Source organism: Mycolicibacterium baixiangningiae (genome assembly GCF_016313185.1).
Taxonomy (GTDB): domain Bacteria; phylum Actinomycetota; class Actinomycetes; order Mycobacteriales; family Mycobacteriaceae; genus Mycobacterium; species Mycobacterium baixiangningiae.
In genome coordinates this window covers 421,223-443,538 of record NZ_CP066218.1, presented here as the reverse complement: position 1 = coordinate 443,538, position 22,316 = coordinate 421,223, and the positions used below count along the sequence as shown (strand labels likewise).

At 68.5% G+C, this 22,316-nt stretch carries 20 protein-coding genes; 10 read left to right on the top strand and 10 right to left on the bottom strand.

Translation table 11 applies throughout. From position 1 onward, the window contains the following. Positions 1–24 precede the first annotated feature (24 nt). Positions 25–1,641 (bottom strand): PucR family transcriptional regulator, encoded by a 1,617-nt coding sequence (locus I7X18_RS02085; protein WP_193044785.1) that lies wholly within the window; start codon positions 1,639–1,641, stop codon positions 25–27. An 80-nt stretch (positions 1,642–1,721) separates the two neighbouring features. On the opposite strand from I7X18_RS02085, the gene I7X18_RS02080 reads away from it, so the two are divergent. The 4 genes from I7X18_RS02080 to I7X18_RS02065 all read left to right on the top strand — a co-directional run bounded on the left by I7X18_RS02080 (position 1,722) and on the right by I7X18_RS02065 (position 8,612). Beyond that, complete coding sequence (locus I7X18_RS02080) at positions 1,722–3,215, top strand: CoA-acylating methylmalonate-semialdehyde dehydrogenase (protein WP_193044786.1); 1,494 nt, start codon at positions 1,722–1,724, stop codon at positions 3,213–3,215. 94 nt (positions 3,216–3,309) lie between these two features. Beyond that, positions 3,310–4,689, top strand: a complete 1,380-nt coding sequence (locus I7X18_RS02075; protein ID WP_193044787.1) for an aspartate aminotransferase family protein — start codon at positions 3,310–3,312, stop codon at positions 4,687–4,689. 169 nt (positions 4,690–4,858) lie between these two features. Beyond that, positions 4,859–7,132, top strand: a complete 2,274-nt coding sequence (treS, locus tag I7X18_RS02070) for a maltose alpha-D-glucosyltransferase (protein WP_193044788.1) — start codon at positions 4,859–4,861, stop codon at positions 7,130–7,132. Positions 7,133–7,331: 199 nt separating this feature from the next. Then, the gene (locus I7X18_RS02065; RefSeq protein ID WP_193045024.1) at positions 7,332–8,612 is read left to right on the top strand and encodes a hypothetical protein; all 1,281 of its coding nucleotides are present in this window, start codon (positions 7,332–7,334) and stop codon (positions 8,610–8,612) included. Here I7X18_RS02065 and I7X18_RS02060 read toward each other — a convergent pair. Continuing rightward, positions 8,609–9,274: a fatty-acid--CoA ligase gene (locus tag I7X18_RS02060; RefSeq protein WP_193044789.1), complete on the bottom strand. Its 666-nt coding sequence runs from the start codon at positions 9,272–9,274 to the stop codon at positions 8,609–8,611. The genes I7X18_RS02065 and I7X18_RS02060 overlap by 4 nt on opposite strands. Further along, positions 9,274–9,891: a M15 family metallopeptidase gene (locus tag I7X18_RS02055; RefSeq protein WP_193044790.1), complete on the bottom strand. Its 618-nt coding sequence runs from the start codon at positions 9,889–9,891 to the stop codon at positions 9,274–9,276. The genes I7X18_RS02060 and I7X18_RS02055 overlap by 1 nt, the downstream gene beginning before the upstream one ends. 48 nt (positions 9,892–9,939) lie before the next feature. On the opposite strand from I7X18_RS02055, the gene I7X18_RS02050 reads away from it, so the two are divergent. Further along, positions 9,940–10,437, top strand: coding sequence for a hypothetical protein (locus I7X18_RS02050; protein WP_193044791.1), 498 nt, complete (start codon positions 9,940–9,942; stop codon positions 10,435–10,437). Positions 10,438–10,449: 12 nt separating this feature from the next. On the opposite strand, the gene I7X18_RS02045 is transcribed toward I7X18_RS02050, so the two are convergent. Continuing rightward, positions 10,450–11,445, bottom strand: coding sequence for a GlxA family transcriptional regulator (locus tag I7X18_RS02045; RefSeq protein ID WP_193044792.1), 996 nt, complete (start codon positions 11,443–11,445; stop codon positions 10,450–10,452). 130 nt (positions 11,446–11,575) lie between these two features. Here I7X18_RS02045 and I7X18_RS02040 point away from each other — a divergent pair, with 130 nt between their 5' ends. Further along, positions 11,576–12,214, top strand: coding sequence for an HD domain-containing protein (locus I7X18_RS02040; RefSeq protein WP_193044793.1), 639 nt, complete (start codon positions 11,576–11,578; stop codon positions 12,212–12,214). A 17-nt stretch (positions 12,215–12,231) separates the two neighbouring features. Here I7X18_RS02040 and I7X18_RS02035 read toward each other — a convergent pair whose 3' ends face one another. Then, entirely contained in the window at positions 12,232–13,452 is a 1,221-nt protein-coding gene (locus tag I7X18_RS02035) for a CynX/NimT family MFS transporter (RefSeq protein ID WP_193044794.1), read from the bottom strand. Between the two features lie 48 nt (positions 13,453–13,500). On the opposite strand from I7X18_RS02035, the gene I7X18_RS02030 reads away from it, so the two are divergent. After that, the gene (locus I7X18_RS02030; RefSeq protein WP_193044795.1) at positions 13,501–14,166 is read left to right on the top strand and encodes a FadR/GntR family transcriptional regulator; all 666 of its coding nucleotides are present in this window, start codon (positions 13,501–13,503) and stop codon (positions 14,164–14,166) included. A gap of 197 nt (positions 14,167–14,363) precedes the next feature. On the opposite strand, the gene I7X18_RS02025 is transcribed toward I7X18_RS02030, so the two are convergent. Then, on the bottom strand, positions 14,364–15,707 hold the full coding sequence (locus I7X18_RS02025) for an HNH endonuclease signature motif containing protein (protein ID WP_193044796.1): 1,344 nt from the start codon (positions 15,705–15,707) through the stop codon (positions 14,364–14,366). A gap of 122 nt (positions 15,708–15,829) precedes the next feature. Here I7X18_RS02025 and I7X18_RS02020 point away from each other — a divergent pair, with 122 nt between their 5' ends. After that, on the top strand, positions 15,830–16,546 hold the full coding sequence (locus I7X18_RS02020; protein ID WP_404822746.1) for a DUF899 domain-containing protein: 717 nt from the start codon (positions 15,830–15,832) through the stop codon (positions 16,544–16,546). A gap of 6 nt (positions 16,547–16,552) precedes the next feature. Here I7X18_RS02020 and I7X18_RS02015 read toward each other — a convergent pair whose 3' ends face one another. After that, entirely contained in the window at positions 16,553–17,833 is a 1,281-nt protein-coding gene (locus I7X18_RS02015) for a cytochrome P450 (RefSeq protein ID WP_193044797.1), read from the bottom strand. Positions 17,834–17,949: 116 nt separating this feature from the next. On the opposite strand from I7X18_RS02015, the gene I7X18_RS02010 reads away from it, so the two are divergent. Continuing rightward, the gene (locus I7X18_RS02010; protein ID WP_193044798.1) at positions 17,950–18,540 is read left to right on the top strand and encodes a TetR/AcrR family transcriptional regulator; all 591 of its coding nucleotides are present in this window, start codon (positions 17,950–17,952) and stop codon (positions 18,538–18,540) included. A 103-nt stretch (positions 18,541–18,643) separates the two neighbouring features. Further along, on the top strand, positions 18,644–19,564 hold the full coding sequence (locus tag I7X18_RS02005) for a TIGR03619 family F420-dependent LLM class oxidoreductase (RefSeq protein WP_193044799.1): 921 nt from the start codon (positions 18,644–18,646) through the stop codon (positions 19,562–19,564). Here the strand turns inward: I7X18_RS02005 and I7X18_RS02000 are convergent, their stop codons facing one another. Genes I7X18_RS02000 through I7X18_RS01990 form a run of 3 tightly spaced genes read right to left on the bottom strand, consistent with a single transcriptional unit; the run spans position 19,565 to position 22,193 of the window. Beyond that, complete coding sequence (locus tag I7X18_RS02000; RefSeq protein ID WP_193044800.1) at positions 19,565–20,452, bottom strand: universal stress protein; 888 nt, start codon at positions 20,450–20,452, stop codon at positions 19,565–19,567. A gap of 36 nt (positions 20,453–20,488) precedes the next feature. Further along, entirely contained in the window at positions 20,489–21,358 is an 870-nt protein-coding gene (locus I7X18_RS01995; protein ID WP_193044801.1) for an LLM class F420-dependent oxidoreductase, read from the bottom strand. 4 nt (positions 21,359–21,362) lie between these two features. Then, positions 21,363–22,193, bottom strand: a complete 831-nt coding sequence (locus I7X18_RS01990) for an SDR family NAD(P)-dependent oxidoreductase (RefSeq protein WP_193044802.1) — start codon at positions 22,191–22,193, stop codon at positions 21,363–21,365. Positions 22,194–22,316 lie beyond the last annotated feature (123 nt).

The following is a 22,316-nucleotide window of genomic DNA, read 5'->3' as shown; positions in this document are numbered from 1 at the left end:
TGTGAAACCACCGGGGAGGGCTCGTCATCCACCCCGGGTGAGCGCGGCGGGGGCGGCGTGGCGGTGGGCGTCGAGGATCAGCATCGCCACGTGCAGCGAGGTCATCGACTCCGCATCGTCGAGGTCGACGCCGAGGGCCCGGCCGATCACCGCCAACCGTTGGTAGAGCGCCGGGCGGCTGATGTGCAGCCGCTGCGCCAGGGCCGCCTTGTTACCGGCCACCTGCAGATACTGGCGCAGCACGTCCAGGTTCGACAGGGCGCGGTCGTCGTCGTCGACCAGCAGCGCCCTCAGCTCGGTCTCGGCGAACTGCTGCACCCGCGGATCGTCGCGCAACAGCGCGAGCAGACCGCGCAGTCGCACGTCGGACGCGCGGTAGACCGCCTGGGCTTTCCCCTGCATCGCGATCGCGACCTCCCCGATGTGGGCGGCTTCGCTCAGGCCTCCGATCGCCTCGACGATCTCGGTCGCCGGGTCACCGACCGCGCACACCGAACGGGCATTGCCGTCGAGGCGCCGCAGTTCGGCGTTGAGCTGTTCGCCGAGCACACCGAGCGCCCGGTCCCATCCGCCCCGCGCGGAGTTGAGCGCCAGCAGCGCGCCGATCTCTCCGTCGCGGCGGATCGAGCACAGGGCGGTGTGCCCCGAGGCGTTGACGGTGTGCGCGACGGCGTCGAGCAGCGCGACGTTGCGCTGTTGTGCGACAACGGGATCCACGATGGCGGCGCCGCGGTCGACGCGCACGACGACCGGGAGGTACCGGGTGGCCTTGCGTAGTCCCAGTGCGTGCGCCCGCGCCGCGGCCTCGCGTTCGTCGGTGATGCGGCCCTGCGCCACGTCGTCGATGAGCCCGCTCTGCGCCTGCTGGTGCAGTCCGCTGCGGCTCCGCTCGATCATGCGGTGCAGCGCCAGCGCCGCGGCCGCACGTTCGAGGACCATCGTCGCGCGGGCGCGGTCGGCGGGCACTGCCGGAACGATCAACCGCCCCCATTCCTCACCGCGCGGCCCGACGGAGGTGACGGCCCAGTCACCGTCGGCGGGGGTCATCCGGGAACGCCGCTCCCAGTCCTGCAACAGTGTGGCCGCGGCGTCACCGCCCGGCGCGACGGCCAGCGCCCGGTGGGCGAGGTCCTCGAGCACGACCGGTTCGTCGAGGATCCGCGCCGCGGCGCCGACGATCCCGGCCGCGGAGGCGCGTTTCATGCTCAGCTCGGTGAACGTCTCGTGCACGCGGCGGTCGAACGCCATCTCGTCGTACTGGGCGGCCACGATGCGCCGGTGCACCGCCTCGGTCACGTCGACGAATTTGATCTGCCGGTGCAGTGCGACCAGGGCGAGGCCGAGCCGCGCGGCGTGTTCGGCGACCGATCCGGGCACCGCCGCCATCGCGGTCCCCAGTTCGACGACCACCCCGACGGCGCCGGCGTCGGCGAGCCCCTGCAGATAGCGGTGCGGGTCGCTGCTCAGCGCGCCGCCGGTGGTCAGCACCAGCTCGCCGCCCTGCAGCAGTGCGGACAGATCGGCCACGTCGCCGACGTGCACCCAGCGGATGGGATCGTCCCAGCGGCATGCGCTGAGCACCTCCGGCGCCCCGCGCGCCACGACCGGCAGCCCGATCACCTCCGCCACGGTCATCGCCATTGACACAATGTATCGCTGAGCCCGGTTTTGGTGACACTGTGCAACCGTCAGCAACGGTGCCCGTCCCTCAGACTCGGGGTATGGCGAACGCAGTGCAGCACTGGTACAACAACGAGATCTTCGCGGGTGGTTCGCAGGCCACCGCCCCGGTCACCAATCCGGCGACCGGTGAGGTCACCGGTCAGGTGGCGCTGGCCAGCGTCGAGGACGCCCGCGCGGTGATCGAGGCGGCCGCGGCGGCGTTCCCCGCCTGGCGCGACACCTCCCTGGCCAAGCGCACCGCGATCCTGTTCACCTTCCGCGAACTGCTCAACTCCCGCAAGGGTGAATTGGCCGCGATCATCACCGCCGAACACGGCAAGGTGCTCTCCGACGCACTCGGTGAGGTCACCCGCGGCCAGGAGGTCGTCGAGTTCGCCTGCGGTATCCCCCACCTGCTCAAGGGCGGTTTCACCGAGAACGCCTCGACCAACGTCGACGTGTACTCCATCCGCCAGCCGCTCGGGGTCGTCGGCATCATCAGCCCGTTCAACTTCCCCGCCATGGTGCCGATGTGGTTCTTCCCCCTCGCCATCGCCACCGGCAACACCGTCGTGCTCAAGCCGTCGGAGAAGGACCCGTCGGCAGCACTGTGGCTGGCCCGCCTGTGGGCCGAGGCCGGCCTGCCGCCCGGCGTGTTCAACGTCCTGCAGGGCGACAAGACCGCCGTCGACGAACTCCTGACCCACCCGAAGGTCAAATCCGTCAGCTTCGTCGGATCCACCCCGATCGCCCAGTACGTCTACGCCACCGGCACCGCTGCGGGCAAGCGCGTCCAGGCCCTCGGCGGCGCCAAGAACCACGCGGTGGTGCTGCCGGATGCCGACCTCGACCTGGCCGCCGACGCCATGGTCAACGCCGGGTTCGGTTCGGCCGGCGAGCGCTGCATGGCGATCTCCGCCTGCGTGGCCGTCGGCCCCATCGCCGACGACCTCGTCGCCAAGATCGCCGAGCGCACCACGCCGCTGAAGATCGGCGACGGCACCAAGGACTCCGACATGGGACCGCTGGTCACCAAGGCTCATCGTGACAAGGTGGCGGGCTACATCGACGCCGGCGAGAACGACGGCGCCAAGATCGTCGTCGACGGCCGCAACGTCACGGCCGACGGTGGGCAGGACGGCTTCTGGCTGGGCCCGACCCTGATCGACAACGTCACGCCCGAGATGACCGTCTACACCGACGAGATCTTCGGCCCCGTCCTGTCGGTCGTCCGCGTCGAGACCTACGACGAGGCGCTGGAGTTGATCAACGCCAACCCCTACGGCAACGGCACCGCGATCTTCACCAACGACGGCGGCGCCGCCCGGCGCTTTCAGAACGAGGTCGAGGTCGGCATGGTCGGCATCAACGTGCCCATCCCCGTCCCGATGGCCTACTACAGCTTCGGCGGCTGGAAGAACTCGCTGTTCGGCGACAGCCACGCCCACGGCACCGAAGGCGTGCACTTCTTCACCCGGGGCAAGGCCATCACCCAGCGTTGGCTCGACCCCAGCCACGGCGGCATCAACCTCGGCTTCCCCCAGAACCAGTAGCAGCAGCCCGCAAGCCGCCGCGAGTACGGTTGTTGCACGCATCGCCCGAGTAGCGGCGTCGACAACCGTACTTTCGGCGTAGGAGGAGAAACCCATGACTCTCACCAACGAGAAGACCCTGCCCAACGGCCTGACGGTCGACGACGCCCGGGCGGAGGCGGCCCGCACCTACGAACTCGACCGCGCCCACGTCTTCCACTCGTGGTCGGCGCAGGCCGAGATCACGCCGATGACGATCACCGCCGCGCAGGGCAGCTACATCTGGGACGGCCAGGGCAATCGCCTACTGGACTTCTCCTCGCAGCTGGTCAACACCAACATCGGCCATCAGCACCCGAAGGTCGTCGCCGCGATCCAGGCGCAGGCCGCCAAGCTGTGCACGGTCGCGCCGCAGCACGCCAACGACGCCCGTTCGGAGGCCGCCCGGCTCATCGCCGAACGCACCCCCGGCGAGTTGAACCGGATCTTCTTCACCAACGGCGGCGCCGACGCCGTCGAGCACGCGGTGCGGATGGCCCGGCTGCACACCGGTAAGTACAAGGTGCTCAGCCGCTACCGCGCCTACCACGGCGGCACCGAGACGGCGATCAACCTGACGGGTGATCCCCGCCGGTGGCCGAACGACCACGGCAACGCCGGGGTCGTGCACTTCTTCGGGCCGTTCCTGTACCGCTCGCGATTCCACGCCACCACCGAGGCCGAGGAGTCCGAGCGCGCGCTGGCCTACCTCGATGAGCTGATCCGGCTGGAGGGCCCGTCGACCATCGCCGCGATCGTGCTGGAGACGATCCCCGGCACCGCAGGCATCATGGTGCCACCGCCCGGCTACCTCGCCGGCGTGCGCGAGATCTGCGACCGGTACGGCATCGTCATGATCGCCGACGAGGTGATGGCCGGCTTCGGGCGCAGCGGAAAGTGGTTCTCCATCGACCATTTCGACGTCACCCCGGACCTGCTGACCTTCGCCAAGGGCGTCAACTCCGGCTACGTGCCGCTCGGTGGCGTCGCGATCGGCCCGGCGATCGCCGAGACGTTCGCCCACCGCCCCTACCCCGGCGGACTCACCTACTCCGGCCATCCGCTCGCGACGGCGGCGGCGGTGGCCACCATCACCGCGATGGAGGACGAGGACATCGTCGGCAACGCCGCCCGCGTCGGGGCCGAGGTGCTCGGGCCCGGTCTGGCCGAGATCGCCGCCCGCCATCCCAGCGTCGGCGAGGTCCGCGGCACCGGAGTGTTCTGGGCGATCGAACTGGTCGCCGATCGGCAGACCCGGGAACCGCTGGCCCCCTACGGCGCGAGCAGTGCGGCGATGAACGCCGTGGTCGCGGCGTGCAAGGACAACGGTCTGCTGCCGTTCGCGAACTTCAACCGGATCCACGCCGTTCCGCCGTGCACGGTCACCGCCGACGAAGCCCGCGAGGGGCTGGCGATCCTCGATCAGGCACTCGCCGTCGCGGACTCACACCTGTGAACCGCCCCTGACAACCGCTCGTAGGGATACGTCACCGCCCCCGCATCCGTAGGGTTGGTGCGACCAACCTTTCGGTACGTGCGCAACGGCGCGCCGTTTCGACATGGCGGCAGCGTGGAACTACCTCGGCGAAAGTCGAACCACCGAGATCAGTTCGTGAAGGGGATGCATGTCTGAGGCGCCAGCGTCGGATTTCGACGACGAGACCGAGTCGAGCACCGACGATCAGGCCAACGAGCCCAGCGAGATCACCTTCGACGAATACCTGCACCCCGCGCGTCCGCGGTCACTGAGGTTCCGTCCCCGTGTGAAGGCTCCGTTCACCCGCCGTTCGGTGGCCCAGGACGGTCCGGCGCGCGCGGACAACCCGGCGTACGTGTCGTGGTTGTTGTCGCAGTCGATGCTCGCCGACGCCAACCAGATCAGTCAGCAGTTCTCCGGGCAGGGCTCGATGTGGCAGAACCCGTACGCCACGCCGAGTCCCCGCGGGGCGGTGGAGACGGCGTCGGTCTGGTTCACCGCCTACCCGCTGTCGCTGATCACCCGGCCCAACGAGTCGTTCCTCACAGCCCTCGCCGACGACGACATGTGGAAGGCGTTCGCCGACATAGGCATCGAAGCCATCCACACCGGGCCGGTCAAACGGGCGGGCGGCATCTCCGGATGGCAGACCACCCCGAGCGTCGACGGCCACTTCGACCGCATCAGCACCGAGATCGACCCGGCGTTCGGCACCGAAGAGGAGTTCCGCAAGATGTGCGGGACGGCCAACTGGTACGGCGGTACCGTCATCGACGACATCGTGCCCGGCCACACCGGCAAGGGCGCCGACTTCCGGCTCGCCGAGATGAAGTACGCCGACTACCCGGGGATCTACCACATGGTGGAGGTGGACCGACGCGACTGGGAACACCTGCCCGAGGTGCCTGCCGGGGCCGACTCGGTCAACATCGACCCGGCCACCGAGGAGTGGCTCGACAAGGCCGGCTACATCATCGGCCGGCTACAGCGGGTGATCTTCTACGCCGAGGGCATCAAGGAGACCAACTGGAGCGTCACCCGGCCGGTGCTGGGCGTGGACGGGGTGGAGCGCCGCTGGGTCTACCTGCACTACTTCAAGGACGGTCAGCCGTCGATCAACTGGCTGGACCCGTCCTTCGCCGGGATGCGGTTGGTGATCGGTGACGCCCTGCACTCGCTCGCGGACCTGGGCACCGGCGGACTCCGCTTGGACGCCAACGGGTTTCTCGGTGCCGAGAAGACCGCCGCCGAGGACAGCACCGCATGGTCGGAGGGCCACCCACTGTCCGAGGCGGCCAACCACCTGATCGCCAGCATGGTGCGCAAGGTGGGCGGTTTCACGTTCCAGGAGCTCAACCTCACCATCGACGACATCCGCGAGATCGGCGAAGCGGGGGCAGACCTGTCCTACGACTTCATCAACCGGCCCGCCTACCACCACGCCCTGGCGACGGCCGACACCGAATTCCTCCGGCTGACCCTGCGCACCACACTGGAACTCGGTGTCGACCCGGCATCGTTGATCCACGCCCTGCAGAACCACGACGAGTTGACCTACGAACTCGTGCACTGGTCGACGGGCCACCGCGACGACATCTACACCTACAAGGGTGAGGAGATCACCGGCGAGGCACTCGGCGAGGCCATCCGCGGGGATCTTTCCGAGCGGCTCACCGGCGAGAATGCGCCCTACAACCTGGTGTTCACCACGAACGGGATCGCCTGCACCAGCGCGACGGTCATCGCGGCCATCCTTGGCGTCACCGACCTCGACGAGATCGACCCCGACTCGAACCAGATCGACCAGATCCGCCGAGCACATCTGCTGCTGGCGATGTTCAACGCCCTGCAGCCGGGTGTGTTCGCGCTGTCGGGCTGGGATCTGTGCGGCATGCTCACCCTGCCGCCGGCGCAGGTCGCCGAACTCCTGCGCGAGGGGGACACGCGCTGGATCCATCGGGCCGCGCACGACCTGATGGGTGTGAACCCCGATGCCACAAAGTCATTGGCGGGTATGCCGCGAGGGCGCAGCCTCTACGGTTCCATCCCCGAGCAACTCGCGGACGAGACCAGCTTCCTGCGCCAGTTACAGGCCATCCTGCGGGTGCGGTCGCACTACGGCATCGCGACGAGTCGCCAGGTCGACATCCCCGAGGTGTCACACCGCGGCATGCTCGTGCTGGTGCACGAACTGGCCGAGGAAGGCCGCTACCAGCTGACGGTGCTGAACTTCGCCAACGAAGAGGTCGCAGGCACCGTGCGCTCGGAGGCACTGCCGCCCGGCGCCTCGGTGTCGGACATGTTCACCGGCAACGTCTTCGCCACGGTCGACGACCTGCACAGCTTCACCGTCGAGATGCCCCCGCATCACGGGATGGCCCTGCTGGTCGAGGTGACTCCCGACGAGGTCGCCGCGCTGTAGCGGCGTCATCGGTATTAAGCGGAAAGTGTAAACGACCCGAACTCCCGGCTGCGCTGACAGACTGACGGCGGATTGCCCTGCGGCGCAGACGGAGATGACACATGCCCGAACCCGCCGAGTGGGCCTGGTGAGCGACCACTGGGTGGTCGGCGACCACTGGGTTATCGGCGACCACTGGGTTATCGGCGACCGCTGGGTTATCGGCGACCACTGGGTTATCGGCGACCACTACAGCCTGCCGATCCCCGCCACCGCGGACGCGCTCCGCGACGGCGGAGAAGTATTCCTCACCAACGCATTCCGGGCTTTCGGGGCCCTCGGCGGGGACAACCGGGTGGTACGGATCGATCGCTGCGAGGAGCTCGCCGGCGGAAGCACCGGCCGCAAACTGCTGCTCGACGTCGCATATGCCGACCCGCAGCCGGACCTGCGCACCGATCTGTTCGTCAAGTTCTCCCGTGACTTCGACGACCCCGTGCGTGATCGCGGCCGCACCCAGATGGCGCCGGAAGTGGTGTTCGCCGCTCTGGCGCGCGCACCCGGGTTTCCGATCGCGGTGCCACATCCCCGGTTCGCCGACTATCACGCCGACTCCGGAACGGGCATCCTGATCACCGACCGGATCACGTTCGGAGACAACGGTATCGAGCGGCAGTATCACAAGTGCCTCGACGAGGACATGCCCCGGCCGCAGGAGCACTACCGGGCGCTGGTGACGGCGGTGGCACGGTTGGCGGGCACCCATCGGTCGGGCGAACTACCGACGGAGCTGTCCGCGGCGTTCCCGGTCGACCTGCGCGCCGCCACGGTCGGTGAACCCGTCGTGATGTCGCCGGACAGGTTGCAGCGCCGGCTGTCACGGCTCGGGGAGTTCGCCGAATCGCACCCCGGACTGCTGCCGGCCCACGTTCGGTTCCTGGAGTTCCTGGCGTGCCTGGGCGACGAGGCGCACGAGGTGTTGAGTCGGGAAGAGCAGATCTGGCGCTCGCTGCGCGATGCGGAGGATCACATCGCGCTGTGTCGTTGGAATGCCAACGTCGACAACGCCTGGTTCTGGCGGGACGGCGGCGACGTCCTGCACTGCGGCCTGATGGACTGGGGTTGCGTCAGCCGGATGAACGTCGCGATGGCCCTCTGGGGAGCGTTGTCCGGTGCCGAAACCGCGCTGTGGAACAACCATTTCGAAGACCTGCTGGCGTTGTTCTGCCGCGAGACGGAAGCCGCGGGTGGGCCACGCCCCGACCCGGAGATGCTGGAGCGACACGTGCTGCTCTACATGGCGTTGATGGGCATCACCTGGCTGCTCGACGTACCCGCGCGCATCCACCACCGCCTGCCCGACGCCGATGCGAGCACCACGAGATCGGATCCCCGCATCCGCGACGACGAAGGCCTCCGCGCCCCGCTGCAGATGCTGACCAACGTCCTCAACGTCTGGCAGACAAGAGGATTGGGACGACACCTCGCGGCGCTGGATTAACCGCCGTTCGCCCGCTCGACCACGTCGATGCGCATCACGTGCCGCAGTGTGCCGACGAAAACGGGCGGATACGCGCCGACCCCGGCTTCGGTGAGCCACTTCGCCGCCGTCTCCGGGCGTTCCAGCCAGCGCCGGGCGCTGGCCTCGTCGGCGACGTCCTGCAGGAACATGATCTCGTTGGGATCGTCGAGCGCGCGGAAGATCCACACGTTCTGAATTCCGTTGCGGCGAAACAGCGTGCGCGTGCGGTGCACCTGATCGAGCAGGGAGCCGACATCCTGCACGACGGTGACGCCCGCGATCACCACCGCGGGCGCAGTGGCGGTCCAGTGTTCGACGTGAAAGCGGTCCACCAGTTCGCCGGCGAAGACGGCGGGGAGGTCCTGCACACCCACCGCGTCGAACCAGTCGAAGAAGGCGTGCGAGCGCAGCAGATTCGCGACCGGTTCGGCCGTGTGCAGCGCCATGGTGACCAGCACCCGGTCGGCTTCACCGACCGAGGTGTGGACGAACACGTGGTGGGCGCCGAGCGCCGCGAGTTCCTGCCGGCGCCCCTCGAGCAGCGGCCACACCCGGGACGGGTCGGGGACCCGGTAGTCCGTCGTCAGGATCAGCGACCCCGCGACGCCTGCGGTCTCTGCGGAGTATCCCGACACGGTCATCAGCCGGTCGCGTTCGGCTTCATCGGCGGACAGGCGCCGGCGGCGTCCGCGGTCAACTCGTAGTGCCACAGCTCGTTGGCGTACACCTGGCACAGTCCGAAGCGCGGGCCGTTGCGCGCCATCCACGCGGCGGCGTCGGGCCCGCCCACGTCGACCGCCCGGCCGACCACGTGCATCGACGTCTGCGGGGAGGCCACGAACTGCCGGGCGGTCTCCACACTCCCGTACGTGCGCACCCCGTCGTCGAACAGCCGCTGCTGGAACCCCACCGAGCGCCAGCCGGAGTTGATCTCGACCGCGATACCGTCCGACGCCGCACGGCGGGTGGCCTCCTGGACCGCGGCGAGCAGTGGGGGGTCGAGCCGGCCGACGGTCGGGTTCTCGACGTCGAAGGCGGTCAGCGTCGCCCCTTCGGGCAGGTATCCCCCGAAGGTGTCCGTCGCCGTCGGGCCGATGCCGAGCGGTTCCCCGGAGGGTTCCGCCGCGGTCGCCGACGGCCCGACCAGCGTGTCGTCGGTGCCGGGGTCTGCCTGCGACGGGGCGGCGCCGAGCAGCGCGGCGCACGCGCAGCCGACCGCAACCACGGTCAGCCGGGGCACCTTCCTGCGCACGCTCACCCTGCCACCATGCCAGCCGGCGCGTGCGGTCGCACTACGATCTCCCCCATGCCGCCGGGACCACAGCCGAACGGCGCCGCCCGCTCCCGGTCCACGGCGCTGGCCGTCGTCGCCTGCCTGATCGCCACCGCCGCACTGGCCCTGTCGGGGTGGACATGGTGGCAGGTCCGGACCGCGCCCACCTACGACGCCGCCGACCAGACGGCCGCCAAGGACTCGGCCTGCGCGGCGTTCGCCCAGGTGCGCACCGGCGTCGCCACGAACACACATCTGGAATCGCCCGGTGGTGACTCCGATGTCACCGGAGTCATGGCGGTGGCCGCGAACGCCCGGGTGGCGCTGATGGGCGGCGGCCAGTACCTGCTCGCCAGCATGGAGCCTGCGACGCCGCCCGAACTCGCCGAGCCGTTGCGGCAGTTCGGCATGAAGCTGATGGAGTTCGGCGCCGCAGCCACGGCGGGTGCGCCGGACGACGACCCCGGCCAGCGGGCGCTCAAACGGGACCTCGACGGCCTCAACGCCACCCTCGACGGGCTGTGCGGCTGAGCCGTCACCCGATCAGCGGTGACCGCCTGCGTGCGTGCTGCGGAACCGCTGCCGGTAGGCGCCCGGCGTGATGCCGAGTTCCCGGTGGAACAGCCGCCGCAGCGAGGCGCTCGACCCGATTCCGGTGCGTTCGGCGATGTGGTCGAGGGAGTGCTGCCCGCCGGTCAACAGGTTGCAAGCGGATTCGAGCCGGACGCGATCGACGAAACGCTGTGGGGTGTAGCCGGTTTCATCGTGGAAGAGCCGGCTGAGGTGTCGCGCGCTTACGGCGGCGGCAGCGGCGAGGCGGTCGAGCGAGTGGTTGGCCGCGGGGTCGGCGGTGATGGTGTCCATCGTGGCGCGGACGACGGTGTTCGTGGTCGGGATGGCTTCGGTGCGCACGCTGAACTGGGACTGGTCACCCGGGCGTGCCATGAACACCACGAGGTCGCGGGCGACGTCCCTGGCCATGGACGGGCCGTGGTCGCGCTCGATGAGCGACAGGGCGAGGTCGATCCCCGCGGTCACGCCGGCCGACGTGGTGTACGGGCCATCGGTGACGAAGATGGCCGCCGGATCCACGGTGATGTCGGGGAAGCGGGCCGCGAGGTGCCTGGCGAGCCGCCAGTGCGTCGCGGCCCTGCGCCCGGCCAGCAGTCCGGTCGCGGCAAGTGGAAAGGCGCCGGCACAGATCGCCACGGTCCGTGCGCTGCGCAGGGCAAGGGTGCGCACGGTGTCGACGAGCGCGTCATCGGAGATTCCGGCCTGCCAGTCGGGGGTTCCGGGGACGAGCAGCGTGTCGATCGGCGAGGTGATGCCGGCAGCCGCGACATCGACGCCCAGGCGCGCGCCGGAGCTCGCGGTGACGTCGTCGCCGCTGATCGATGCATGGGTGACCTGATAGCGGCCGCCGACGGTGTTGGCCGAGGCGAACGCGTCGACGGGGCCGGTGGCGTCGAGCATCTGAATACCGTCGTAGAGCAGCACCACCACGTGGTGGGCTGCCGGGCTGGTCACCTTCTCAGTCATAGCGCGCTCCGTGTCCTGATGTGAACGGTTTTCGGCCAGTTGCGTGCGGTGCCGGTGGGGGCGTGCGGCGGATAGTCGGAAGCGAGGGTCGGCTGATCCCGCCGACCGAGTGCACAGAAAGGACGAACCGATGACAGATGTGATCGCCGGCGTGACGATCCCGGACAGCCGATTGGCCAAGGAGGCCACGGAGTTGATCCGCGACACCACCAATGAGTTGATCTTCCACCATTCCCGCCGGGTGTTCCTCTTCGGAAGTCTGCAGGCCCGCGCGCTGGATCTGCATCCCGACGACGAATTGCTCTATGTCGCAGCGCTGTTCCACGACACCGGTCTGGTGCCGCCCTACCGGGGAACCAGCCAGCGTTTCGAGATGGACAGCGCCGACGCAGCGCGGGACTTCCTGGCCTCGCGAGATGTCACGGGTGAGCCCGCCGATGTGGTGTGGACGGCGATCGCGCTGCACACCACGCCCGAAGTGCCGTACAAGCTGGATCCGGTGATCGCGGCGACCACCGCAGGAGTGGAGACCGACGTGCTGGGACTGCGCCTGGACGTCATCGACTCCGCCGCTCTGACCGCCGTGACCGAGGCGCATCCGCGGCCGGACTTCAAAAACCGCATCCTGCAGGCGTTCACCGAGGGATTCCAGGACCGCCCGGATACGACGTTCGGCACCGTCAACGCCGATGTGCTCGAACACTTCGTCCCCGGCTTCCGGCGGATCGACTTCGTCGACGTGATCAAGAACTCGGCGTGGGCTGAGTAGTTTTCACACGGGGGCGGTCAGACGTACCGGTTGCGGCCGGCCAACGCGCCCATGAACATCTGCACCAGATAGACGATCAGCACCATGGTCCACGGCACAGTCCAGCCGTCGGTGAGGTCATGGAGGAGCCCGAACAGGAACGGACCGAGGCCGGCCAGCAGGTAGCCGAAGCCCTGCACCATGCCGGACAGCTGGGCGGTGTCCTCCGTGGTGCGGGCGCGCAACGCGATCACGGTGAGTGCCAGCGAGAACACACTGAGACCGAGCCCCACGAGAACGGTCCACAGCAGCGGGGCGGCGCCGGGGTCGATGAGCAACCCGATCACGCCGGCCACACCGATGACCCCCAGCCCGACGATCCACGGACTCTGGCTCGACGACCTGGCAGCCAGCGGTGAGATGAAGATGCTGATCGGGACCGCGATGAGAGACATCAGCCCAACGAGCAGCCCCGCGGTCGACTTGCTCACGCCGCTGTCGATGAACACTTCGGGTAGCCAGCCCATCATCACGTAGGCCAGCAGCGACTGGCATCCGAAGAACAGCGTCACCGTCCACGCCAAGCGATTGCGCAGCAGGGACCGTCCCTTGATCCGGACCGTCGACGGCTTGGCTCCGGGGATCCCGCGGGAGGCCACGAGCCAGACGAGCAGCGCCACGAGCGCCACGGCCGCCCACGCGGCGAGCGCCACCCGCCAGTCGTCGAACACGCCTTCCAGTCCGGGTGTCACCGCCGAGCCGAGCGCGCCGCCGCCTTGGAGGGCAGCGGTGTAGACGCCGGTCATGAGCCCGACGCGGGCCGGGAAGGACCCTTTGATCACCACCGGGATCAGGACGTTGGTCAGCGCGATACCCGCGGTGGCCACCAGGGTTCCGCCGAGGACCACGTAGGGACCGTCGAGGACACGGATGAGCAGACCGGCGATGAGGATGGTCAACGCCGCGCTGATGGCCCGGCTGAGCCCGATCCGCCGGGACAGCCACGGCGCCGTCATTCCGGCGGCGGCGAAACACAAGCCGGGCAGGGTGGTCAGTACGCCGGCCCAGGTGGCGGTCGCGCCCATCGATTCGCGCATATCGCCGAGCAGCGGCCCGATGCTGGTGATCGCGGGACGCAGGTTGAGCGCCGTGAGGATGACCGCGATCGTGAGCAGGACGCCGCCGGCAGCCCGGGCGCCGGGAGCCTCGGTGAGGCCCGCCTGACCGGGTGTGGCGTCGATGCGCGAGGTGCCCTTCACCGCGGTATCCTCCCATACATCCCATGATTGGATGAATGGAGGTTTCGGGTGCCGCTCGTCACCACCCGTCGCGCGGGTCTGGTCGACCAGGTGATCGCCCAACTGCGTGAGTCGGTGTCCGCCGGCGAATGGCCGGTCGGTGCGCGGATTCCGACGGAGCCTGCGCTGGTCGCCGCGCTCGGCGTCGGCCGCAACACGGTCCGCGAAGCGGTGCGCGCGCTGGCGCACAGCGGGATCCTCGAAGTCCGACAGGGCGACGGCACCTACGTTCGGGCCACCAGCGAGGTCTCCGGGGCCTTGCGCAGACTGTGCGGCTCGGAACTGCGCGAGGTACTCGAGGTGCGGCGCTGCCTCGAAGTGGAAAGCGCGCGGTTGGCGGCCACCGCCCGTACCGACGAGGACCTCGCCGGGATCCGTGATCTGCTCGCCCGCCGGGACGCGCTCGACGCCCACGACCAGTTCGTCCTGGCCGATGCCGAATTGCACTTCGCCGTGGTGCGGGCCTCGCACAACACAGTGCTGACCGAGCTGTACCGAGGTCTTACCGAGGTGGTGACCGCGAGTGTCGCGACGACATTCGAATCCCATGCGTTACAACGGATCCCACACGACGGACTCGTCGAGGCCATCGCCGCCGGGGATGTCGAACGGGCGGGCCGGGAAGCCGGCGGCTTCCTGGAGGAGCTCATCGAGGAGCTGCCAGGCCACGGCTGAGCACGGGTTACGCCTTCGTCTGCGGCGCCGCGGGACTTTCGAGCGGGCATGGCGTATCTCCTGTCGAGTTTCTTTTGCGGTGAACTGATTCCACCCGATGCGGCCGGCCCAGCCAATGGGGGCTAGCAGCAAAAGCGCACACCTCGCCAGCCGGTACGGGCAGCGCACCGGAGCGTGGAATATATTGGCCTGCACCGCTACTCGGGATCATCGTCCTGGTCCTTGTGATCGGTGAGGTAGCGGTGGGGGTGGAAGTAGTTGTTGACTCGGGGTTGGCCGGTGTCGAGGTGTTTGGGTGGGATCCAGTGGGTGCGGCCGTTGCCGGGGCGCACGGTGGTGTATCCGGTTTTCTCGACCATGAGGTTGCCGGGTTGGCAGGCCAGGGTGAGGTCGGGGATGTCGGTGCGCCCGCCTTTGGCGTGGTCGTGGGTGTGGTGGGCTTCGGTCCAGTAGAACGGCACGGTGCAGTGGGGGTGGGTGCAGCCTTTGTCTCTCGCGAACAGGGCCAATCTCTGGGCGGTGGTGGCGTTGCGGCGGGCGCGGCCGAGGTAGAGGATTTCTTCGGTGTGGTCGTCGAACACTGCCAGGTAGTGCCGGGAGCGTGCGGCCATCCGGATCAGATCCCGGATGGGGAGTTTGTTGCCGCCGCCGGTGTCGGCCCACCCCGCCGCACGTTCGAGTTCGTTGACGGTGGTGGTGGCGACGATGGTGGCGGGCACCCCGGCGACCTGTCCGAGGGTCCCGGATTCCACGGTGTCACGCAGGACCCGTTTCAACGCGTCGTGGTGGCGTTGTTCGGGGGTGCGGTCATCGCGTCCGGTGTGGGTGTCGTCGTGGGGCAGGTTGACCCCGGGGGCGGCGTGTTTGGCGGCCGCCACATCCCATAGGGCGCGGGTTTCGGCGTCGATGTAGCCCTCGACGCGGCTCATCCCATCGGCTTGCTGGCGACCCATTTTGAGGCTGCGGCGGCGCTGCTGGGTTCGGTAGTCGGGTTCGGTGCCGTCCTGGTCGATGAAGTCCAGCAGGGCTTTGGCGGCCTTCTTGAACTGGTCGGGTCGCAACTCCTTCGCGTGGCCGACGAGGGTGTGTTCGTAGTCGTCGCGGCGGGCGAAGGACACCCAGACGGGGAGTTTCTTGACGAACTCCTGGATGACGCGCACATGGGCGTGCCCGATGTCCCCGCGGGCCACCGCGGCGGCGGTGTGGGCCAGGTCAGTTTTCACGCGTTCGCCGGTCAGCGTGTAGCGAGGACCCAACTGGCGGGCGTCGGTGAGCCGTTCACCGGCGTCTTTCTCCGTGATCCGTAACCGGTCGGCGAGCAGTTTCTTCATCGACGTCGCACCCAGGTCGTGGGGGTTGGCTTCCTCGACCAGCCGCGCGGTCAACCGATGCTCCACGCTGGGCACCGCCCAGACGGCCTGTTTGATCCGGTCCAGCTCCCCCACGATCTGCGGATGGGTCAGGTCGTTGATGGAGGCGGCCTGCATCTCCGTGACGGCCGCCAACAGGCGGTCGACCGCGGTGCTGAACTCCCCATCCATACATCGAACACTAGTTCGATCCACCGACAAATTCGGTCGCCCAAAAACGCGCCGGGCGATGAGTTTCGCGGCGACACTGGGTCTGTACCAGAGACAGATCGCACGACGACGGGAAGACCGCGATGACCACTGGAACGCCAAACCGCCCCATGCAGGACGCCGCCCCGGCGCTTCCGCCCGAAGCCGACGAACAGACCTGGCGGGCGGCGCTCGAGGAGCTCCGCATACGCGAGAAGGCCGCCACCCGGGAACTGGACGCGATCGCCGCGCAACGCCGGCGCCTGCCGATGGTGCGGATGCCCGACTACACCCTGATCGGGGCGGAGGGGCCGGTCCGGCTGGCCGACGTGTTCAAGGGCCGTTCCCAGCTGATCGTCTACAACCACATGTGGACCGACGGTCAGGAGTGGCAGTGCGGTGGATGCACCGGTCTCACATCGCAATACACCCGGCTGGACTTCCTCGACAGCTATGACGCCAGGTTCGTCATCGTGACGAACGGCCCCATCGAGGAGGCGCTGGCCTATCGCGAGAAGGTCGGCAACAAGATGGACTGGTACTCGTCGTCGGAGAGTTCGTTCGGCGCCGATGTCGACGCACCGCCCGGCGGCGGGTTCGGCGTCAACGTCTTCCTGCGCGACGGCGACACCGTCTTCCGCACCTGGCACACCAACGGCCGTGGCACCGAACAACTCAGCCACACTTTCCCGCTGATCGACCTCCTGCCGTGGGGCCGCCAGGAGGAGTGGCAGGACTCCCCGGACGGGTGGCCGAAGCGGCCCACCTACTCGGGCTGGCTGGATTCACCGGACATCGCGCGCATGTACGGAAACCGCTGAGCCGCTCTAGCCCGCCGTCGTGAACTCGATGTGCAGCTCAGTCAACCCACGCAGCAGGAACGTCGGTTCATAGGAGTAGTTCCGTCGCTCCGCCGGACCGTGCACACTCGCGTCGATGGTGATGTCGCGCAGGCGATCCAGCAGTCGGCGAACGGTGACCTTGCCCTCCACCCGCGCCAACGGCGCGCCCGCGCAGGTGTGGATGCCGCGACCGAACGCGATGTGTTCACGCACGTTCTTACGGTCGGGCCGGAATTCGTTGGGAGAGTCGAACTTCCGCGGGTCGCGATTCGCCGCACCGAGGCACAGCATCACGACGGTCCCCGCCTGCAAGCGCATATCCCCCAGCGTGGTGGTCTTGCGGACCAATCGGAAATCGACCTTCGTGGGCGCGTGCATCCGTAGCGACTCCTCGATGAAAGCCGGTATCCGGTCCGGGTTCTCGCGGAGGGTTTCCTGGTACTCCGGCCTGTCGCCGAGGGTCTGGACGGCCGCGCTCAGCAGCTTGGTGACGGTCTCCTGTCCCGCGGCGAACAGGAAGGTAGCCGGTTTGACCACCTCCATCAGTTCCGGGGTCGACCCGTCCGGATAGGTCGCGCCCGCCATCCCGGACAAGACGTCATCCCGGGGTTCGCGGCGGCGATCGGCGAGGTAGCCGGCGAACTTGTCGTCCAGGTACTGCAGCGGGTCCAGCCCCACGGGTTCACCGTCGAGCGACCCCACCCGGTTGCCCCTCGGTTGTTCGGCGCCGAGTGCGGCGAGGAATGCGGGACGGTCGGCTTCGGGAACCCCGAGGAGATCGATGATGGCCGATGTGGCAAACGGCTTCGCGTACTCCGACAGGAATTCGCAGCGACCGTTGTCGATGAACTGGTCGATCTGGTGATCGACGAGTTGCCAGATGAACTCCTCGTTCTCCTTGAGGCGCCGCGGAGTGAGGAGTTTGGCCAGCAGCGACCGGGCACGCTCGTGTGCGGGCGGATCCATCACGACCATGTGCTCGTGGATGGGGAAGAGATGGCGGTGCGCCTCGATCTGCTCGGTGATGTCGTCACCTCGGGGCTCGAACGGCAGCGGCGGGAACGGCCCGCCGATCGCGTTGACCGCCGAGAAGTGGTCGTGGTCCTTGAACGCCGCCAGCACCTCCTGATAACCCGTCACCGCCACCACACCGTGGTGCGGTTCCCGCACGACCGGGCCCTGCTCGCGCAGGAAATCCCAATAGTCGTACGGGTTCTGGCTGACCACCGGATCGGAGAAGTAGTCGATTGAGGCGAGATCGGTCACGGACGATCAGTTCCTTCAGTGCACATCCTGGTCGATCGATCAGGTTGATAGAATGAGCCATGCTTACCACGGTGCTCGACGGGCGGTCAAGAAACCCCCGAGCGAAGGCGCGCTGAATGCCGACTGCCCGACAATCCCGAGTGGACACCGGAGCTCGGCACCGCCTGATCGAGGCCACCGCGAAGATCATGCGCGACGAGGGCTACGCCGCGGCGACGTCACGCCGGGTGGCCGCTGAGGCGGGCGTCAAACAGGCGCTGGTCTACTACTACTTCCCCACCATGGACGACCTGTTCGTCGAAGTCCTGCGGGCGGGTGCGGAGGCGTCGCTGGAGCGGATGCGCGAGGCACTCACCGACGACGAACCGCTCCAGACCCTCTGGGCGATGAACAGTGACCTGCGGTTGACCGGCCTCAACGCCGAGTTCATGGCGTTGGCCAACCACCGCAAGGCGATCCGCGCCGAACTCAAGTCCTACGCCGAACGGGTCCGGGACATCGAGGCGGCGGCGGTCACCGTGGCACTGCGCGCCCGCGGCGTCGACCTGGAGAAGTACCCGCCCGTCGCGGTCTCGATGCTCATCGCGCAGACGGCACGCAGCCTGTGCAACGAGAGCGCGGTCGGTGTCACGCTGGGCCACGACGAGCTGCGCCGGTTCATGGAACGCCAATTGAGCAGGCTCACCGGAACGCCGCACGAGGCTTGACAACCCATGCCCTCGGTGTCACGCTCCTGATCGGTCGATCAGTCTGGGTCGGTCGATCCGGAGAGGACGCCGGCAGCATGCTCAAGTAGCGCAGGAGGTCCGCGTGAAGCTCGTTTTCAACCTGCCGCACATGCTGCGACTCAAGGCGATGATGCAGCCTTGGGAAGCAGAGGTCACGGGTGCCGATCAGACCCGGATGGCCAAGTGCGCCGACGCGTGGGGCTACGACATGATCGCGGTCCCCGAGCATTTCGTGATCCCCGACGAGCACGTGGAACTCTCGGGTCCGCATTATCTGCAGTCCACGGTGGCTCAGGCCTATCTCGCCGGCGCCACGGAACGGATCCGGCTCAACTCCTGCATCACCGTGCTGCCGCTCCAGCATCCGATCGTCCTCGCCAAGGCGCTCGCCACCGCCGATTGGATGAGCAGCGGCAGGATGATGGTGACGTTCGGAGTGGGTTGGCTGGAAAGAGAATTCGAGTTGCTCGGGGTGCCCTTCCACAAGCGCGGCCGCATCGCGGACGAGTATCTGGCGGCGATCGTCGAACTGTGGACCAGCGACTCCCCCACTTTCGACGGCGAGTTCGTGTCCTTCCACGACGTCGCCTTCGAACCCAAGCCGGTCCAGAAGCCGCATCTGCCTATCTGGATCGGCGGTGACGCCGATGCGGCGCTGCGCCGGGCGGCGAAATACGCGTCGGGGTGGTGGTCGTTCCTCACACCGCCCGACAAGATCGCCGAACGCGTCGAGTTCATCAAATCCCAACCGGCCTACGACGGCAGGCCGTTCGACGTCGTCCACGGCCTGGGCACGACCCGGGTCGGCGAAGGGCATGTCGCACGCGACGATCCGCGTGGGCGGCCCGGGATGACCGCGGCCGAGATCGTCGACCGCCTCTGCTGGCTGGGTGAGCAGGGTGTGACCGTCAGCGCCGTACCGCTGCCTCCGGTGAGCGGCGTCGACGAATATCTCGACTACGCCCAGTGGGTGGTCGAGGAGATCAGACCGCAGGTGCCGTGATCACTCGGGCTGCGCCCGCGTCACCATCACCGGCACCTGGCTGTGGTGCAGCAGGTTCATGCTGGTCGACCCGAGTACCAAGCCTGTCAACGCATTTCGGCCCCGGCTGCCCACCACGACCAGTTGCGCATCCTCGGCGTGGCGCAGCAGGGCCCGGCCCGGCGACATGGTCTCCACCACACCTTCCACGTCGACCTCGGGATAGCGCTGACGCCACTGGTCCACCTGGCCGGTCAGCGCGGACCACTCGGCGGCCTCCAGCGCATCCCAGTCGATCAGGAACGGGATGGTGACGTCACCTGCCGGTGCCCGTGTCGTCCACGACCGGACGGCGATGAGCTTGACCGCCATGGCCTTCGCGAACTCGAACGCCGTCGCCAGCACGCCGTCACCCGCCGCGGTGCCGTCGACCCCGACGACGATCGGCTTGTCGGACACACCGACTACGTCGCCGCGGAACGCGACCACGGGGCACGCCGCATTGGTCACCACCCGTAGGGTCGTCGACCCCAGGAGCAGCGCGGCCGCCCCGGTGACGTCCTTCCCGCCGAGAACGATCAGCCGCGCCGTAGCGCTGGCATCGATGAGTGCCTCGTCGACGGGTGTCTCGCTGGCCTCGGTGGTGATGGACAGGTCTGGCTGATCCTGCTGGACGGCGTCGGTCGCGGCCCGCAGGAAGATCAGCGCGGAGTCGTGCTGATAGGACATGATCGCCGCCTGGATGGCCACGGCGGTCTCCGTCAGGTTGCGCCCGATGCTGGGCATGGCGTGCACGATGTGCAGCGGTGCACCGCAGACGTCGGCGACCGCCCCGGCCCACCGGGCGGCCTGCAGCGCGCTGTCGCTGCCGTCGATACCGACGATCACCGGGGTGTTGCGTTCAGGCATATCTGTCCCTCCGGCGTTCGCGGTCGGCCATGTCAGTCACGCCGACGTCGTCTCCACATCATCGATCGTCGCGGCCAGCGCGGACAGCTGTTCGCGATAGTGCGCCGCCGACCGCGCGGCCACCGCACACGTGACGGCCGTCGCGCCGGCCGCGGCCAGCCGTCGCAGGCGTGCGGCGGTGCCGTCGGGTTCGTTGATCGGGTCCAGCGCCCTCCCCGTGCTGAGGACGACGTCGAACCCGGACGGGATCCCCACCGAGCCGAGCATGGCGGTGATCTCGTCGGCGCCGAGACCGAAGGGCATCCACCCGTCGCCGAGTTCGACAGCGCGGCGCAGTGAGCGCATCGTGCGCCCGCCGACCCAGATGGGCACCCGCGGCTGGACCGCACACGGGTCGACCACCAAGCCGTCGTATCGGAAATGGGCCCCGTCGAACTGCGGGTGAGTGGTCGACATCGAGGCACGCAACGCGCGCATCGCTTCGTCGGCTTTCGCGCCTCGGTTCTCCCAGTCGGCGCCGAGCAGCGCGAACTCCTCCGCCAGCGATCCGACCCCGACGCCGAGGACGAGACGGCCCCCGCTGAGGCGGTCGAGGGTGCCGAACCGTTTCGCGATCTCCAGCGGGTGGTGGTAGCCCAGCACCACCACGGACGTGGCGAGGCGGATGCGGCCGGTGCGGGCGGCGAAGAAGCCGAGCGTCGACAGCGGATCCCAGTAGGTGCTGCCCCGGCCCGCGGCGTCCGCGGCCGGCACCGCGATGTGTTCGGAACATGTCAGGAAGTCGAATCCGAGCTCGTCGGCCAGCGTCACGATGCCGGCGAGTTCCTCCACACCGGCGTCGCGTTCCCACTCCGACGCCACACCGGGTACCTGCACCACCACCGGGGTCGACAGTCCGAGACGCATGAAGCTAGTCCTGGACCCGCTGCCGGGCCCGCTCGGTGAGCTTCTGCAGCATCTTGTGCGATCCGAGCACCACCTTGGCGCGATCCAGATCGCCGCGCAGCGCCGGGTTACTGGCGTTGTCACCGATGTGGACCACGGGTCCGTTGGCGAGTTCCGCGAGCCCGACGGCGGCCACCTCGTCCGGTTCGGACACCGGCATGCCGGGGATATCGAAGTTCAACCCGGCCCGAACCATGGCCGGGGTCCTCGTGACACCGAGGACGAGGTGCAGGACGTGCACATTGTGGTCGCGCAGCTCCAGCCACAGACCTTCACTGAAGATCCGGCTGAATGCCTTCGCCGCGGAGTAGACGACCTGGTGGGCGGCGCCCAGGTGGCCGGCCAGCGACCCGACCAGCAGGATGCCGCCGCGTCGCCGCTCGCGCATACGCGCACCGAAGTGCCGGGTCATCGCCAGCGGTGCGGTGATGTTGAGGTCGATGACCCGCTGCGCCGCGGCGGGGTCGCTGTCAAGGAAATCGGTTCGGTTCGAATGGGATCCGGCGTTGTACACCAGCAGTCCGACCTCGAGATCGTCGGTAGCCGCGCAGATCCGAGCGACGTCGTCAGCGGAGGTCAGGTCGGCCGCGAGGGTCCGCACCTCGACGCCGTGCTCGCGGCACTGCGCACCGACCTCCTCGAGCGCGTCAGCACCCCGGGCGATCAGCACCAGGTGCACGCCGGCTCGCGCGAGTCGAGTGGCGAAGGCGCTGCCGACGCCCTCCGAACCGCCGGCGACGACAGCCCACGGCCCGTAGGTGCTCGTGAAGTCCTCGTAGAGTTCGGTCGTCGTCATCGGCCGATCCTACGATCGGCCGGGCATGGGTACGTCGGCCTGCCACCGCGCCCGGCGCTGGGACATCAGGATGCGGGGTCGGTGGTCGACGGTTCCGCGATCTGATCGAGTGTAGGGCGACCG

Coding starts and splice junctions, on each gene's coding strand:
- I7X18_RS01995 (WP_193044801.1), bottom strand. CDS start 21,358: ATGCGTCTCGGACTGTCGACCCCGGTGGTGGTGCAGGTACCCGGTGTG.
- I7X18_RS02045 (WP_193044792.1), bottom strand. CDS start 11,445: ATGACTGAGAAGGTGACCAGCCCGGCAGCCCACCACGTGGTGGTGCTG.
- I7X18_RS02050 (WP_193044791.1), top strand. CDS start 9,940: ATGCCGCCGGGACCACAGCCGAACGGCGCCGCCCGCTCCCGGTCCACG.
- I7X18_RS02085 (WP_193044785.1), bottom strand. CDS start 1,641: ATGGCGATGACCGTGGCGGAGGTGATCGGGCTGCCGGTCGTGGCGCGC.
- I7X18_RS02040 (WP_193044793.1), top strand. CDS start 11,576: ATGACAGATGTGATCGCCGGCGTGACGATCCCGGACAGCCGATTGGCC.
- I7X18_RS02075 (WP_193044787.1), top strand. CDS start 3,310: ATGACTCTCACCAACGAGAAGACCCTGCCCAACGGCCTGACGGTCGAC.
- I7X18_RS02025 (WP_193044796.1), bottom strand. CDS start 15,707: ATGGATGGGGAGTTCAGCACCGCGGTCGACCGCCTGTTGGCGGCCGTC.
- I7X18_RS02060 (WP_193044789.1), bottom strand. CDS start 9,274: ATGACCGTGTCGGGATACTCCGCAGAGACCGCAGGCGTCGCGGGGTCG.
- I7X18_RS01990 (WP_193044802.1), bottom strand. CDS start 22,193: ATGACGACGACCGAACTCTACGAGGACTTCACGAGCACCTACGGGCCG.
- I7X18_RS02010 (WP_193044798.1), top strand. CDS start 17,950: ATGCCGACTGCCCGACAATCCCGAGTGGACACCGGAGCTCGGCACCGC.
- I7X18_RS02000 (WP_193044800.1), bottom strand. CDS start 20,452: ATGCCTGAACGCAACACCCCGGTGATCGTCGGTATCGACGGCAGCGAC.
- I7X18_RS02080 (WP_193044786.1), top strand. CDS start 1,722: ATGGCGAACGCAGTGCAGCACTGGTACAACAACGAGATCTTCGCGGGT.
- I7X18_RS02020 (WP_404822746.1), top strand. CDS start 15,830: ATGACCACTGGAACGCCAAACCGCCCCATGCAGGACGCCGCCCCGGCG.
- treS (WP_193044788.1), top strand. CDS start 4,859: ATGTCTGAGGCGCCAGCGTCGGATTTCGACGACGAGACCGAGTCGAGC.